15 protein-coding genes are annotated in these 14619 nt (G+C 59.4%); all 15 read left to right on the forward strand.

What is annotated here, in order from left to right:
* The first annotated feature begins 29 nt into the window (after window positions 1-29).
* The 15 genes from B5G37_RS05595 to B5G37_RS05665 all read left to right on the forward strand — a co-directional run bounded on the left by B5G37_RS05595 (window position 30) and on the right by B5G37_RS05665 (window position 14485).
* Window positions 30-293 (forward strand): HPr family phosphocarrier protein, encoded by a 264-nt coding sequence (locus tag B5G37_RS05595; RefSeq protein WP_087255202.1) that lies wholly within the window; start codon window positions 30-32, stop codon window positions 291-293.
* A gap of 60 nt (window positions 294-353) precedes the next feature.
* Entirely contained in the window at window positions 354-2174 is a 1821-nt protein-coding gene (gene uvrC / locus B5G37_RS05600; RefSeq protein WP_087255205.1) for an excinuclease ABC subunit UvrC, read from the forward strand.
* A gap of 7 nt (window positions 2175-2181) precedes the next feature.
* On the forward strand, window positions 2182-2727 hold the full coding sequence (gene rsmD / locus B5G37_RS05605; RefSeq protein WP_087255208.1) for a 16S rRNA (guanine(966)-N(2))-methyltransferase RsmD: 546 nt from the start codon (window positions 2182-2184) through the stop codon (window positions 2725-2727).
* A 3-nt stretch (window positions 2728-2730) separates the two neighbouring features.
* Window positions 2731-3222, forward strand: coding sequence for a pantetheine-phosphate adenylyltransferase (coaD, locus tag B5G37_RS05610; protein ID WP_087255211.1), 492 nt, complete (start codon window positions 2731-2733; stop codon window positions 3220-3222).
* Window positions 3223-3235: 13 nt separating this feature from the next.
* The gene (locus tag B5G37_RS05615; protein WP_087255214.1) at window positions 3236-3748 is read left to right on the forward strand and encodes a hypothetical protein; all 513 of its coding nucleotides are present in this window, start codon (window positions 3236-3238) and stop codon (window positions 3746-3748) included.
* A gap of 227 nt (window positions 3749-3975) precedes the next feature.
* Window positions 3976-4422: a division/cell wall cluster transcriptional repressor MraZ gene (locus B5G37_RS05620; protein WP_242962772.1), complete on the forward strand. Its 447-nt coding sequence runs from the start codon at window positions 3976-3978 to the stop codon at window positions 4420-4422.
* A gap of 3 nt (window positions 4423-4425) precedes the next feature.
* Window positions 4426-5358: a 16S rRNA (cytosine(1402)-N(4))-methyltransferase RsmH gene (gene rsmH / locus B5G37_RS05625; RefSeq protein WP_087255221.1), complete on the forward strand. Its 933-nt coding sequence runs from the start codon at window positions 4426-4428 to the stop codon at window positions 5356-5358.
* Window positions 5359-5384: 26 nt separating this feature from the next.
* Window positions 5385-5918, forward strand: coding sequence for a hypothetical protein (locus tag B5G37_RS05630; protein ID WP_087255224.1), 534 nt, complete (start codon window positions 5385-5387; stop codon window positions 5916-5918).
* Between the two features lie 135 nt (window positions 5919-6053).
* Window positions 6054-8474 (forward strand): penicillin-binding transpeptidase domain-containing protein, encoded by a 2421-nt coding sequence (locus tag B5G37_RS05635; protein ID WP_087255228.1) that lies wholly within the window; start codon window positions 6054-6056, stop codon window positions 8472-8474.
* Window positions 8428-8982 (forward strand): hypothetical protein, encoded by a 555-nt coding sequence (locus B5G37_RS05640; protein WP_143482878.1) that lies wholly within the window; start codon window positions 8428-8430, stop codon window positions 8980-8982. The genes B5G37_RS05635 and B5G37_RS05640 overlap by 47 nt, the downstream gene beginning before the upstream one ends.
* 33 nt (window positions 8983-9015) lie before the next feature.
* Window positions 9016-10002: a phospho-N-acetylmuramoyl-pentapeptide-transferase gene (gene mraY, locus B5G37_RS05645; RefSeq protein ID WP_087255234.1), complete on the forward strand. Its 987-nt coding sequence runs from the start codon at window positions 9016-9018 to the stop codon at window positions 10000-10002.
* Between the two features lie 32 nt (window positions 10003-10034).
* Window positions 10035-11261, forward strand: a complete 1227-nt coding sequence (ftsW, locus tag B5G37_RS05650) for a putative lipid II flippase FtsW (RefSeq protein WP_242962773.1) — start codon at window positions 10035-10037, stop codon at window positions 11259-11261.
* 10 nt (window positions 11262-11271) lie between these two features.
* Complete coding sequence (gene murG, locus B5G37_RS05655) at window positions 11272-12381, forward strand: undecaprenyldiphospho-muramoylpentapeptide beta-N-acetylglucosaminyltransferase (protein ID WP_087255237.1); 1110 nt, start codon at window positions 11272-11274, stop codon at window positions 12379-12381.
* A gap of 57 nt (window positions 12382-12438) precedes the next feature.
* The gene (gene murA / locus B5G37_RS05660) at window positions 12439-13692 is read left to right on the forward strand and encodes a UDP-N-acetylglucosamine 1-carboxyvinyltransferase (protein WP_087255240.1); all 1254 of its coding nucleotides are present in this window, start codon (window positions 12439-12441) and stop codon (window positions 13690-13692) included.
* A gap of 22 nt (window positions 13693-13714) precedes the next feature.
* The gene (locus B5G37_RS05665) at window positions 13715-14485 is read left to right on the forward strand and encodes an FtsQ-type POTRA domain-containing protein (protein ID WP_087255243.1); all 771 of its coding nucleotides are present in this window, start codon (window positions 13715-13717) and stop codon (window positions 14483-14485) included.
* The last annotated feature ends 134 nt before the right edge of the window (window positions 14486-14619 follow it).

Raw genomic sequence — 14619 nt, forward strand, 5'->3', positions numbered from 1 at the left:
CCAATCCTAGATTATGGAGGGACTCTCTTATGGTAACGAAAGAGACTGTTGTGAACAATCAGGTTGGTCTGCACGCTCGTCCGGCCACCTTCTTTATCCAGAAAGCCAACGAATTCAAGAGCTCCGTGTGGGTGGAGAAGGAGGAGCGTCGCGTCAACGCCAAGAGCTTGCTGGGCGTGCTCTCTCTGGGCATTGTCAAGGGCACTGCCATCACCCTCATTGCCGACGGCCCCGATGAGGAAGAGGCTGTCAACGCTCTGGTGGAGCTGATTAACTCTGATTTTGCCGAGTAATCTGCAACCATGAAAAAGCGTCGCAGTAGCGACGCTTTTTTTTATTCAGGGAGGGTAGCTATGACCTTTGAAGAGCTGCGGGACAAAGCCCACGGACTGCCGTTGAAGCCGGGGGTGTATATCATGCAAAACGCCGCCAGCGAAGTGATTTACGTGGGCAAGGCCAAGGCGCTGAAAAACCGGGTGAGCCAGTATTTTCAGGACCAGAGCCGCCACAACGAAAAGACTCGGGCCATGGTGGCCCAGATTCACCACTTTGACGTGATTGTGGTGGAGTCCGAATTTGAGGCCCTGGTGCTGGAGTGCGCCCTCATCAAGCGCCACCAGCCCCGGTACAACATCCTGCTCAAGGACAGCAAGGGCTACCCCTATATCCGGCTCAGCGTCCAGGAGGAGTACCCGCAATTCTCCCTGACCACCAAGGTGGCCAGGGATGGGGCCCGGTACTTTGGCCCCTACGGCACCCGGGGAGCCAGCCAGGGTATCATTGACGCCCTGCTCTCTGCGTTGCGTCTGCCCACCTGCCGGCGGAAGTTCCCACGGGACATCGGCAAGGAGCGGCCCTGTCTCAACTTTCACATGGGCACCTGCGACGGCTATTGCCGCCCGGACATGGACCAGAGCCAGTACCGCCAGGGCATCGACCAGGCGGTGCGGCTGTTGGAGGGCAAGCTGGATGAGGTGGTGGGCCAGTGGACGAAGGAGATGGAGCAGGCCGCCGAGGACCTGCGCTTTGAAAAGGCCGCCCAGTACCGGGACCGCATCCGGGCCGTGCAGCTGCTGGCCAAGCGGCAGAAGGCGGTGGTGGGCTCCCTGGCGGACACCGACGTGATGGGGTATTACCGGGGAGAGGCCAAGAGCTGCTTTGTAGTGCTCCACTATGTGGATGGGGAACTGGCCGCCAAGGACTGGCAGCTTCTGCCTCTGCCCATGGAGGAGGACGAAGGGGAGAGCGTGGCCACCCTCACCGCCCAGTATTACCAGGGTCGCCAGGCCCTGCCCCGGCAGATTCTCCTCCCCTTGGACTTTGAGGGGCAGGTGGAGCTGGCCCGGATGCTCACCCAGGCGGTGGGCCGGAAGGTGGAGCTGCTCACCCCCCAGCGAGGGGCTAAAACCGAGCTGGTGGCCCTGGCCAATCAAAACGCCGCCGAGGAAGTGCAGCGGGCTACCACTGCCCAGGAGCGCACCTCCAAGCTCATGGAAGCTTTGGGCCGCCTCATGGGGCTGGACCAGCCGCCCCACCGTATGGAGGCCTTTGACATCTCCAACAGCGGTAACGCAGACATTGTGGCCTCTATGACGGTGCACGTGGACGGCAGACCCTTGAAGCGGGACTACCGCCATTTTATCTTGAAGGATATGGAGCATGCCGACGACTACGCCTCCATGGAGCAGGTTATCACCCGGCGGTTCCGGCGCTACCTGGATGGAGACGAGAAGTTCGGGGAGTTGCCTGATGTGCTGCTGATGGACGGCGGCGTGGGCCAGGTGCGGGTGGCGGCAACTGCCCTGGAGAGCCTGGGGCTGTCCATTCCCATTTTCGGCATGGTCAAGGACGACCGGCACCGTACCCGGGCCCTGGTGGACCGGGACGGGCAGGAGATGGGCTTGCAGCAAAACCAGGCCCTGTTTGCCCTCATTGGCCGCATTCAGGAGGAGACCCACCGGTTTGCCATTGAATTTATGCGCTCCCGCCAGGGCAAGCGGATGAAAGGCTCGGCGCTGGACGAGATTCCCGGGGTAGGGCCTGCTCGCAAGACCGCGCTGCTTAAACATTTCAAGAGCATCAAGGCCATCCGAGGGGCCAGCTTGGAACAGCTGGGAGAAGTGGTGCCCACCAACACGGCCCAGGCCATATACGACTATTTTCAAAAGGAGTGAGACTCCCATGCGCGTGATTACTGGAAGCGCCCGGGGTAAGCACCTCAAGGAGCTGCCCGGGATGGACACCCGCCCCACCACCGACCGGGTGAAAGAGGGGCTTTTTAACATCATTCAGTTTGACATTCCAGGACGACGAGTGTTGGATTTGTTTGCCGGCACCGGCCAACTGGGCATTGAATGCCTGTCCCGGGGGGCGGCCTGGTGTGATTTTGTGGATCGGGCTCCTGCAGCCATGGCCATTGTGCGGGACAATGTGAAGGGGTGTAACCTCTCTGACCGGGCGGGATTCCACCAAAAGGAGTTTGACGCCTTTTTGACCACCGCCAAAGGCCCCTATGATCTGGTGTTTCTCGACCCGCCCTACGCCTCTGACTGCATTCAGCGGGCCTTGCAGCAGATGACGGTAATTGACATTGTGTCGAGAAATGGTATAATAGTGTGTGAAACGCCGGTGGATGCCCAGTTGCCGGAGTTGGACGCCCCCTATGAGAAGGGGCGGGAGTACCGGTACGGAAAGATCAAGCTGACCCTGTACCGCAGGAGTGTGTGACCCATGAAACGAGCCATCTACCCCGGCAGCTTTGACCCGGTGACGCTGGGGCATTTGAATATCATCAAGCGAGCAGCCGCGATTTTTGACGAACTGATTGTGTGCGTCATGGTCAATTCCAGCAAAAACGGACTGTTTACCCCGGAGGAGCGGGTGGATTTGATTCGACAGGTGACCGGAGAGCTGCCCAACGTGAAGGTGGACTGTTCCCGGCAGCTGTTGGCGGATTACGCCCGGGAGCATGGAGCCAAGGTGCTGGTCAAGGGCCTGCGGGCGGTGTCCGACTACGAGTCGGAGATCCAAATGGCCATGATCAATGCCAAGCTGTACCAGGAGCTGGATACGGTATTTTTGTACACCAGCCCCAAGTACGCCTATCTCAGCTCCACCGTTGTGAAGGAAATGGCACGCTACGGGGCAGATCTTTCGGATTTTGTCCCCAGACAAATTATAGATCAGGTTCAAAACAGGGTAAATGGAACCCTGGAACGGTAAGGAGGAATCATCCATGGCAACCACAGTGGAAGAATTGCTGAATATGCTGTTTGATATGATTGATGAGGCCAAGAATGCGCCCTTGAGCTCGGAGAAGTGCGTCATCGAGCGGGACAAGGCCCTGGACTTGGTGGAGGACATCAAGGCCCAGCTGCCCGTGGAGCTGGCTGAGGCCCGCAAGGTGCTCAACAACCGCAATGAGTTGGTGGCCAGCGCCAAGCGTGAGGCGGAGGAACTGCACAAGCGCGCCGAGACTGAGGCCCGCCGCCTGGTCAGTGAGACCGAAGTCATGGCGGTAGCCCGACAGAAGGCCACCGAGATGATGGCCCAGGCCGATCAGAAGGCCAAGGAAGTGCGCAATGCTGCCAACCAGTATTGTGACGATGTGATGCGCCGTGCCGAGGAGGCATTGGGTGACGCCCACACGGAAATGCGCCGGGTTCAGGCCAAGTTCCGGGAGGCTATGGGTACTCCCAGCACCACAACCTCTGCCAATCGCATGTACGACGCTGAGGCAGACGAATAAGCAAGATGTGAATGGAGGACCGCAGGATGGCGCACATTCTGTGGTCCTCCATTTTACTCCACGCCCGGAGCACGACGGATTGAAACCGTCGAAAAGTGAATGAATTTGTGGTAACAATCTAAAATGATGGCTTAATTCACGAAATTATTCATGAAAACTTCATATTTTTCCAGGAAAAAAGTCCTTGCAATTTCACACAGGGGGATGTATACTAGGAATACATTGGAGTGAAATGGAGTGAAATGGAGGGACGCAAGATGACTGGCACCTACGAGCATAGTCTTGACAGCGCTGGTCGTCTCATTGTGCCGTCCAAGCTCCGGGAGGAATTGGGCTCCCAGTTTTACCTGGCTGTGGGGGTCAAGGAGAACTTGACCTTGTACCCCATGGCGGCGTGGAACAAGCTCCAAGAGCGGGTGGCCAGCCTGACCACCGCGCAAGCAGCCTCCATGGATGTATTCTTTGCCGCTGCCCAGCTGTGTGAGCCGGACAAGCAGTGGCGGTTTCAGGTGCCCTCTTATTTGAAGGACTATGCCAAGATTGATCGGGATGTGGTCATCACCGGCAACAATGACCGGGCTCAGATTTGGAGCGCGGAGAATTGGAAGGCCAAGACCCAGCAACAGCTCAACCCCGAGCATATCTCGGCCTTGCTGGAAGGATTGGGGATTTGATCCATGGAATATACGCATAAATCTGTGCTGCTCCAGGAGTGCCTGGACGGCTTGAACATCAAGCCCGATGGCATCTATGTGGATGGCACGTTGGGCCGGGCGGGGCATTCGAGAGAGATTGCCAAACGCCTGACCGGTGGCCGACTCATCGGCATCGACCGGGATGCCGCCGCTTTGGAAGCGGCGCCTGCCCGCTTGGAAGGGCTCATGGACCGGGTAACCCTGGTGCGTGGCAACTTCAGCCAGGTGGGAGAGATTTTACATCAGCTGGGCATTGCCCATGTGGATGGAATGCTGTTTGACCTGGGTGTGTCCTCTCCCCAGCTGGATGAGGCGGCCCGTGGTTTTTCCTATTTGCAGGATGCTCCCCTGGACATGCGGATGGATCAATCTGCGGCCCTCACTGCCTATGACGTGGTCAACGGCTGGTCCCAGGAGGAATTGAAACGAATTTTATGGCAGTATGGGGAGGAGCGATACGCCGGCCCCATCGCCGCTGCCATTGTGCGCCGGCGCGGTCAGGCCCCGGTGGAAACCACTCTGGAGCTGGCGGAAACCATTCGCAGCGCCATGCCCGCCAAAGCCTGTCGGGAGAAGCAGCACCCCGCCAAGCGTTCTTTCCAGGCCATTCGCATCGCCGTCAACGACGAGTTGGGCGAGGTGGAGCGGATGCTGGACACCGCTTTGGATCTGCTCAACCCCGGTGGACGACTGGCCATCATTTCCTTCCACTCCCTGGAGGATCGGCTGGTGAAGACCGCCTACGCCGGGTGGGCCAAGGGATGCACCTGTCCCCCGGATTTTCCCGTGTGTGTGTGTGGAAAGACCCCCAAGGTGCGTCTGGTGGGGAAAAAGCCCATTGTGTCTACCCCAGAAGAATTAGAAGAGAATCCAAGAGCTCGCAGCGCCAAGCTTCGCGTGGCGGAGAAGCTGTGAGAAGAAGATAAAAGGAGACGTTCGCCATGGCAACCCAGCGGAAAGTCAGATCCTATGCCACGTACGGAAATGTGGCTTATAAAGTGGACAGCAGCGCACAAACCAAGGAGCGCAGAAGGGTCGAGCAGCCTCGTCGTCCCCGGGTACAGCCTCGGGAGCGGGTGGCATCCCGGCCCCAGGTGCAGGTCCGACAGCAGAGCGCTGTGGCTCCCTTCACCATTGTGGGCTTTGTGGCTGCCATTGCCTGCGCCCTGCTGCTGGTGATTTCCAGCGCCCAGCTGGCCATGGTCAATGCCGAGACGGTGGAGCTGCGTTCCACCCTGTCTGGCCTGCAGGATGAGAAAAAAACACTGATGGCCCAGTATGAAAAGACCTTCGACCTGTCTGCGTTGGAGCAGCTGCTCACCGCTGACGGTTCCATGGTGGAGGCGGGTGCAGGCCAGACGGTTTACCTGGACTTGTCCCAGGGAGACAGTGTGGTGTATTACGAGGAGGCCCGTCAGGGCATTTCCGGCCTGGTTCGCCAAATTGAGGAATTTCTGAGCGGCATGCTGTCATAATCGCCGCCCCAGAAGACATACATTGAAATGCGGATATAGAGAGAATGAGGGGCGTAAGAAAACTTCCAGTGGTTTCTTACGCCCTTCTTGTCCCGATAGGCCGCCACGCCAAACCCGAACATAGGAGCGAAAATCATGCAAAAACCGAAACAAAAACAAGGCCGTACTCCTGGCCAGGGAAACCGAACCCTGTTCCGCCGTACCATTTTTCTCATGGCGGTGGTGGGGGTCTTGGCGTTTGTGCCCCTGGTCACCCAGCTGGCCAAGCTTCAAATCTTCCAGCACGACTACTGGGAGGAGCGGGCCGCCAACCAGCAGACCAAAGACGTGGCAGTGAATGCTGGACGTGGTTCCATTTACGACGCCCAGGGCCGTACCTTGGCCCGCTCTGGCACCGTCTACCAGCTCATCCTCTCTCCCCGGGACGTATTGGTCTCGGTGGATAAAGGGGACTACGAAAACGAGGACGGCACCACCAATGAGTCCGCCTATCAGGCGGCGTTGCGGGAAAAGCGGGCTTTGATCGTCAATGGCCTGGTGAGCCTGCTGGGGCTGGACGAGGACAATCTGTGGAAGCGCATTGAGTACACCAATTCTGCCTACGAGGTGTTGGCCTACGAGATGGAAGAGGAGGATACCACGGCGGTGCGGGAGTTTATCAGCGAAAATAAATTCTCGGGTATGCTCTATTTCGCCCCCTCCAGCAAGCGATACTACCCCTATTCCTCGGTGGGTGCCCATCTGTTGGGCTTTATGGCCTACACCGAAAACAGCGGCAGCGTGAAGGTGGGCGCTCAAGGTTTGGAGGCGCTCTACCAGGATGTGTTGTCCGGAGCCACCGGCCGCGTGGTGACCTCCAAGACTGGCGCAGGCACCGAGATGCTCTCCTCTTATGAAGAGTACATCGACGCCGAGAATGGCTCCAACCTCCACTTGACCATCGATTCCTCCATCCAGTCCATGCTGGAGCAGACCTTGGCGGAGGGTGTCGAGACCTACAATGTGAAAAAAGGTGGCTTCGCCATCGCCATGGACCCCTCCACCGGTGCCATTCTGGGCATGGCCAGCAGTCCCAACTTTGACCCCAACAATTACGCCAGTGTCTTTGATCAGACCCTGTTGGATGAGCTGAAGGCTCTGGCGGAGGAATACGGGGAAGACAGCGACGAGTACAACCAGGCAGTGTCCGACGCCCTTAACCTCCAGTGGAGAAACAAAGCCCTGTCTGACACCTATGAGCCCGGTTCTACCTTTAAACCTCTGGTGGTGGCGGCAGCCCTGGAGGAGGGGGTCATCTCTCCCAACGACCACTTTTACTGTGACGGCGGCCAACAAGTGGCCGACTGGTTCATTACCTGTCATAAGCGGGCAGGACATGGAGATCAAACATTGACCCAGGTGCTGGAGAACTCCTGCAACGACGGTATGATGCAGATTGTCCAGAAGTTGGGAGCAGACACCTTCTGGGACTACCTGGAGAATTATGGCCTGTTTGACTCCACCGGTATCGACCTATTTGGCGAGGGAACCAGTGTCTTCTGGCCCGGCGGCAAGGACTTTTTCACCAGCATCTACGGTGAGACTTCCGTGGCCACCGCCTCCTTCGGTCAGACCTTTAAGATTACCCCCATTCAGATGGCCACTGCATTTGCCTCTATGATCAACGGCGGCCATTTGTTGGAGCCCTACGTGGTGCAGTCGGTGAGCGACGACGACGGCAACAGCACCTACTACCACCAGGTGCAGGAGGTGCGCCAGGTCATCAGCGAGGAGACCTCTTCCACCCTCCGCGGTATGCTGGAGAGCGTGGTGGCTGGCCCCTCCGCCTCTGGCCGCAACGCCTATATGGCGGGCTACCGCATCGGCGGTAAGACCGGTACCTCCCAGAAGCGAGATGAAAAGACCGGCGACCTGATCTGTTCCTTCATGGGCTTTGCCCCGGTGGATAACCCCAAAGTGCTGGTGCTGCTGGCCTACGACTCCCCCGAGCAGTCGGCCTCCAACTCCAACTACACCCCCTCCGGCACCTACATCAGCGGTGGTAACATTGCCGCCCCCATGGCCGGGCAGCTGCTGGCCGACATTCTGGACTACATGGGTGTGGAGAAGCAGTATACCACCGACGAGCTGGAAGCTTCGGACACCACCATGATCAACGTCACCGGCTATGAGCTCACCGTGGCCAAGGGCCTGCTCACCGACCGCGGCATCCGCTGCCGTACGGTGGGTACCGGCAACACCGTCACCGGCCAGCTTCCCGCTGCTGGTGTGACCATTCCGGGCAGTTCCACCGTCATTTTGTACCTGGGCGAGGAAGTGCCTACGGCCAAGGTGAAGGTGCCCGATCTCTCTGGTCTGAGCCCCTCGGAGGCCAAAAATACCCTGGAAGAAATGGGACTGTTCTTGCGTGCCACTGGCGTCACCGACGATGGCGGAAACATGGAGGCCATGAGCCAGACCATCGCCGCCGGCACCGAGGTGTCCCCAGGTACAGTCGTGGAAGTGAGGTTTGTCAGCAGTGTTATCGACTACGCCGATCAACAACTCCCAGATTGACGAGCCCATCGCTGTGGTAGGGCGGGGCCATACGGCCACCGCCCGACTGCTGCGGCGGATGATTGGTGCCCCGGTGGTGGAACTCACTCCCTATGAGGCAGTGATGGGCCGCCACCCCCATTCCCGGTATCGTGCGGTGGTGGTGGAAAACTTTGAGCCCCGGGATCGCCGCAGCCTTTCCCCCTGTGCCGTGGCTCGGTGGGAACTGGCCCAGCGAGCAGGAGTCACCGTGGTGGCTCTGGACGACGGGGAGGGGCGGCGCTTGGCGGGAGCCATGCCCCGGCAGGTGTTTGCCTACTCCGACGGAAAGCCCCAGGCGGATTTGACGGCAAAAAACGTGTGCATGCGCCACCAGCGTGTGGAGTTTGAAGCCCTTACCCAAAGAGATTTACTCCGGGTGCGGGTGCCCCAAGGCCAAGGCGGCCTGTATGAGAGCTTGGCTGCCCTGGCGGCGGCTGTGGCGCTGGGTATGCCCCTGGAGCAGGCGGCCCGGAGTCTGGAAGACTAAGAGATACGAAAGAGCGTGTGGAGGTTTTTGACCATGATGAGTTTAGCAGCAGCGGCAACGGCATTTCTGGTGTCGGCGGTGGTGGGAAAGTTTCTCATTCCCGTTCTCCGCGCCATGAAGGCGGGACAGTCCATCAAGGAGATCGGTCCCAACTGGCATATGACCAAGCAGGGCACCCCCACCATGGGTGGCATCATGTTTATGGTGGGCATCACGGTGGCAGTCTTGGTGTTCTGTTGGCAGGACATGGCCCGGGGGGACTGGTCGGCCCTCATCGTGCTGGGTCTGGCCCTGGTATACGGGGGCATCGGATTCATTGACGACTTCGCCAAGGTGAAGAAAAAGGAGAACACCGGCCTCACTGCCGGATGGAAGCTGTTGTTGCAGCTGGCTGTGGCCGTGGCTTTCCTGGCCCTGATGCGCCACCACGGCTACCTGTCTCCCAACTTGTACATTCCCTTTGCCAACATTACCATCCCTCTGCCTTGGGCGCTGTATCTGGTGTTTGCCGCCTTTGTCCTGGTGGGGTGTGTCAACTCGGTGAACCTCACCGACGGTCTGGACGGTCTGGCGGGTTCCGTGACCCTGCCTGTGGCCATTTTCTTCTCCCTGCTGGCTGCCTGGTGGGAGAAGGGGAGCGTGGGCGTGTTTGCTGCCGCTCTGGCCGGAGGCATTTTGGGCTTTCTGATTTACAACTTCTATCCCGCCAAGGTGTTCATGGGAGACACCGGATCCCTGTTTTTGGGTGGAGCGGTGTGTGGCATGGCCTTTGCTGTGGATGCCCCTTTGATTCTCGTCCCGGTGGGCATCATCTACATCGCTGAGACCATGAGTGACATCATCCAGGTGGGCTACTTCAAGCTCACCCACGGCAAGCGGATTTTCCGCATGGCCCCCCTCCACCATCATCTGGAGCTGGGCGGATGGAGCGAGGTGCGCATTGTGCTCACCTTTGCCGCCATCACTGTGGCCTTCTGCCTGCTGGCCTTTGCGGGCGTGATGTACCGCTACGGCGTGTAATGCAACCATTTCCCTAGGAAGGAGGCGCACCAGTGCGCAAGAAAGCAAAACGAGATCTGACCATAGAGCAGCAGCTGGCCCGGGGCCCGCTGGATCTGCCCTATTTGGCCCTGGTGCTGCTACTGACCGCCATTGGCCTGATTATGCTTCTCTCCGCCTCCTACGCTTCGGCCTATTATAACCTGGACCCCAGCGTGGACACCGGCGGAAACCCCTACTACTATTTTATGGGCCAGTTGAAGATGGCCATTCCCGGCATTATCATCATGATCCTGGTGTCCAAATTCGATTATCAGCGGTGGCGTCTGCTGTCGGTGCCTGCCATTATAGGCAGTATCTTTTTGCTGCTGCTGATTTTCACCCCTCTGGGCCGAACCAGTAACGGCGCACGGCGCTGGCTGGACATCGGTTTTTCCTTCCAGCCCTCGGAGCTGGTAAAAGTGGCGGTGATTTTGTTCTTTGCCGCCCGCCTGTCCAAGCGGAAAGACCAGATCAAAGCTCCTCCCAAGAAGTGGGATCGCCGCACTTTGCGGGGCCGCATGGGGGAGTTTGCGGAAAACATCGGCTTGTTGGAGCTGGTGCCCTACGGCCTGATCTTGCTGGTGATTCTGTTCCTGCTCTACAAGCAGCCCCATATGTCGGGCATGATCCTGGTGTGTTCGGGGGCAGCGGCGGTGCTGTTTGCCTCAGGCATCCGTCTGTACTGGTTTGTGGGCGGCGGCAGCCTGGTGGCGGCGGCTCTGGTGTTCTTGATTACCCAGACCGAGTACATGACAGCCCGTATTCAGTCCTGGCTGGACCCCCTCAGCGACTTGCAGGGAGACGGCTATCAGCTGTGGCAGTCCCAGATTGCCATCGGTTCCGGTGGCCTGCTGGGGCTAGGGCTGGGCAACAGCCGCCAGAAGTACATGTTCCTTCCTGAAGAGCACAACGACTTTGTGTTTGCCATTGTGTGTGAGGAACTGGGCCTCATTGGCGCCTGCCTCATCATCGTGCTCTTTGCTCTGCTCATCATCCGGGGCTACTGGCTGGCGCTCCACGCCCGGGACCGCTTCGGCAGTCTGCTCATTGTGGGCATCAACACCCAGCTGGCCGCCCAGGTCATTTTGAACATCGGCGTGGTCACCGGCGCTCTGCCCACCACCGGCATTTCGCTGCCCTTCTTCAGCTACGGCGGCACGGCCTTGGTGGTGCAGCTGGCGGAAGTGGGCATCATATTAGCGGTGTCCAGGCAAATTGTAGCGCCAAAAGCAGAGTAGGAGGAGCGGCATGAAGGTACTGTTTACCTGTGGGGGCACGGCAGGGCACGTCAATCCCGCCCTGGCCGTAGCCCAAACCTTTGAAAAATATCACCCGGGCTGTCAGATTCTCTTCGTGGGTGCGGAGAAGGGAATGGAGAAACGCCTGGTGGAACAGGCGGGCTATCCCATCCGCTGTGTGAAGGTGTCCACCTTTGAGCGGCAGCTGAGTTGGAAGGTCATCCGCCACAACTTCAAAAGCGTGTTTAAGGTTCCAGTGGGCCAGTGGCAGGCATCCCGGATTCTCCGCCAGTTCAAGCCCGATCTGGTGGTGGGCACCGGGGGCTATGCCTCTTTCCCAGCTGTGCGGGAGGCCACCCGCATGGGCATTCCCACCGCCATCCACGAGTCCAACGCCTTTCCGGGCCTCACTACAAGGGTGCTGGCCAAACGGGTGGATTTGGTGATGGTGGGATTCCCGGAGGCGGCGGAGTACTATACCAATGCCAAGCAAGTGGCGGTGACAGGCACCCCGGTGCGGGGCGCCTTTTTCCGCCTGGACCGGGAAGAGGCCCGGCGGGAGTTGAGAATTACCGACGACAAGCCCTTGGTGGTGTCCTTCTGGGGCTCCCAGGGAGCCCGGGACATGAATCTCATGACCGAGGACTTTGTGCAGCAGTGGGTGGAGGGAGGCCGACCCTTCCACTACATCCACAGCGCTGGACGAGACTACCAGGCCATGAGCGAGCATTTGAAAAACCGTGGGGTGTCGGTGACAGACCAAGAGGTGCGCCCCTACATTGACAACATGCCCACGGTGATGGCCGCCGCCGATCTGGTGATTTGTCGGGCGGGAGCTTCCACCCTGGGAGAACTCACCGCCATGGGCAAACCGGCGGTGTTGGTGCCGTCCCCCTATGTGGCGGCCAACCACCAGTTCAAAAACGCCAAGGTTCTGGCGGACCGTGGCGCGGCGGAACTGGTGGAGGAGAAGACCTGCACCGGCCACAGCCTGTACGACACAGCTGTGGAGTTGCTGTCCAACGGCCAGAAGCGCCGGGAGATGAGTCGGGCCATGAAAGAACTGGCTACGCCCCGGGCGGCTGAGGACATTTATCAGGCCCTCATGAAGCTGCTTTAACCGAAATACCCTCCCTTTCATAGAATGTTCCAAGGTAATAGAAAGGGAGGCGTTTGCATGAGCGTCATGTACATAGAAGGTGGTGTACCTCTGGAAGGAACCTGGCGGGTGCAGGGGGCGAAAAACAGCGTGCTGCCCATTCTGGCCGGATGCCTTCTGACCCGGGAGCCGGTGCGCATTTCCAACTGTCCTCGCCTGTCCGATGTGGATGCGGCGGTGGACATTCTCCACCACTTGGGGGCAAGCTGCTCCTGGGAGGGAGAGAAGCTGGTGGTGGACGCCCGGGGGGCTTGTGAGACCAGCATTGACCAGGGGCAGATGCGTGCCATGCGCTCCTCCATTATGTTTTTGGGCCCCCTGGTGGCCCGGATGGGGGAGGCCCGGGTGAGCTATCCTGGCGGGTGTGAATTGGGGCCACGGCCTATAGATCTGCACCTGGAGGCCCTGTCCACCTTGGGGTGTCAGGTGCAGGAGCAGGAGGGGGAGATCCTCTGCCGGGGCAGGCCCCGGGGTGGGGTGATCCACTTTCCCTTTCCCAGTGTAGGAGCCACGGAAAACGCCATGTTGTGCGGAGTGGGTGCCGACGGAGACACCACCATCGTCAATGCGGCCCGGGAGCCGGAAATTGTCCAGCTCCAGCAGTTCCTCAACGCCCTGGGTGCCAAGGTCACGGGGGCTGGGGGGAGTGTCATCACCATTCAGGGTGGGCACACCCTCCACGGGGGTGAGGTGTCCGTTCTAGGCGACCGCATTGTGGCGGCCACCCTTCTGGCCGCAGTGGCGGCCGCCGGCGGAGAAGTGCGGGTGGAAGGGGTGGACTGGCGGCATCTGTCCACGGTGCTCCAGCTGTTGGAACAGGGCGGGTGCCGGGTGCGCAGTGGGGTGGATTCCGTTTGGCTGCGCCGGGACCGATACGTGCCGCTGCGAGGCGGAGGCTGTATTACCACAGCCCCTTATCCCGGATTTCCCACCGATGCCCAGGCGCCGGTGATGGCGGCGTTTGCCACCGCCCGGGGCACCACGATTTTTCAAGAGACCATGTTTTCCCGCCGCTTTGGCCATGTGGTTGGTCTGCGGGAGATGGGAGCCGATATCTCCATCCGAGACCAAGCGGCCTGGGTGCGGGGGGTGCCACGGCTTCACGGAGCCCGGGTCACTGCCACCGATTTGCGGGGTGGAGGCGCCTTGGCGGTGGCGGCTTTGGGGGCCCAGGGCCAGACGATACTGGACGGCCTGGAGCACATCGACCGAGGCTATCAGGACATGGAGAAGATGTTTGGGCACTTGGGTGCCAAGATGATACGCAGATAATTTTACCAAAGAGGTGATTGGCATGGCGCGTGAGCGGAAACATCCGCCCCGAAGAAAGCGGCGGGGTCGGTTTCGATGGATCTATAAATTGATCTCCCTGGTGGCGGTGGTAGCGGCCTTGGTCACCGCGTGCGTCATATTTTTTCGGGTCAATGGCATCCACGTGGTGGGAAATTCTCACTACACGGCCCAGGATATCATTGCCGCCTCAGGCCTTGAGACCGGCGACAACCTGGTGACTATGTGGGAGCCGAGCATCAACCAGCGCATTTGCGCCCAACTGCCCTACGTGCAGCGGGTGGTGCTCCGGCGCGCATTGCCCGATCAAGTCACCTTGATGGTGGTGGAGCGCACGGTGGCGGCCACCATTCAGGGGGATGGCAGCTCGTGGCTGTTGTCTGGAGATGGCTATCTCCTGGAGACCACATCCCAGGTTCAGGGCCTGGAAGTGACAGGCTTGCAGGCCACAAGCCCCAAAGCGGGACAGGAGCTGCAGGTGGAGGAGAGCAGCCAGTCCAAAGCTCGCGCTCTGACCCGTCTGATCTCTGCTTTGGAAGAGGCGGAGAAGCTGGGTGAGTGCACCAAGGTGGACTGTTCGGCGGCGTCCTCTCTGGCGGTGACCTACGGCCAGCATCAGTTGAAATTTCCTCTCTACGGAGACTACCCCTATATGCTCCAGCTGTTCCAAGCTGCCTTGGACAGCGGAAAGGTGCCAGAGGGAGAAGCGCTGATTTTTGACTTCACGGTGGCAGACCGGGAGGTCTATGTCCAGCGGCCTAAGGCCACATCTTGAATGTTCAACCCCCTCCTTTGTGCTGGAAACGGCACAAAGGAGGGGGTTTGTTGCCTAAGACCCTGTGCTGAAATTGCCAAAATCCTTCGACAAAATTCTCTAAAAAAACTTTCATTTCACTATTGACCACTTGG

It is taken from the genome of Pseudoflavonifractor sp. An85 (assembly GCF_002161235.1).
GTDB lineage: Bacteria > Bacillota > Clostridia > Oscillospirales > Oscillospiraceae > Enterenecus.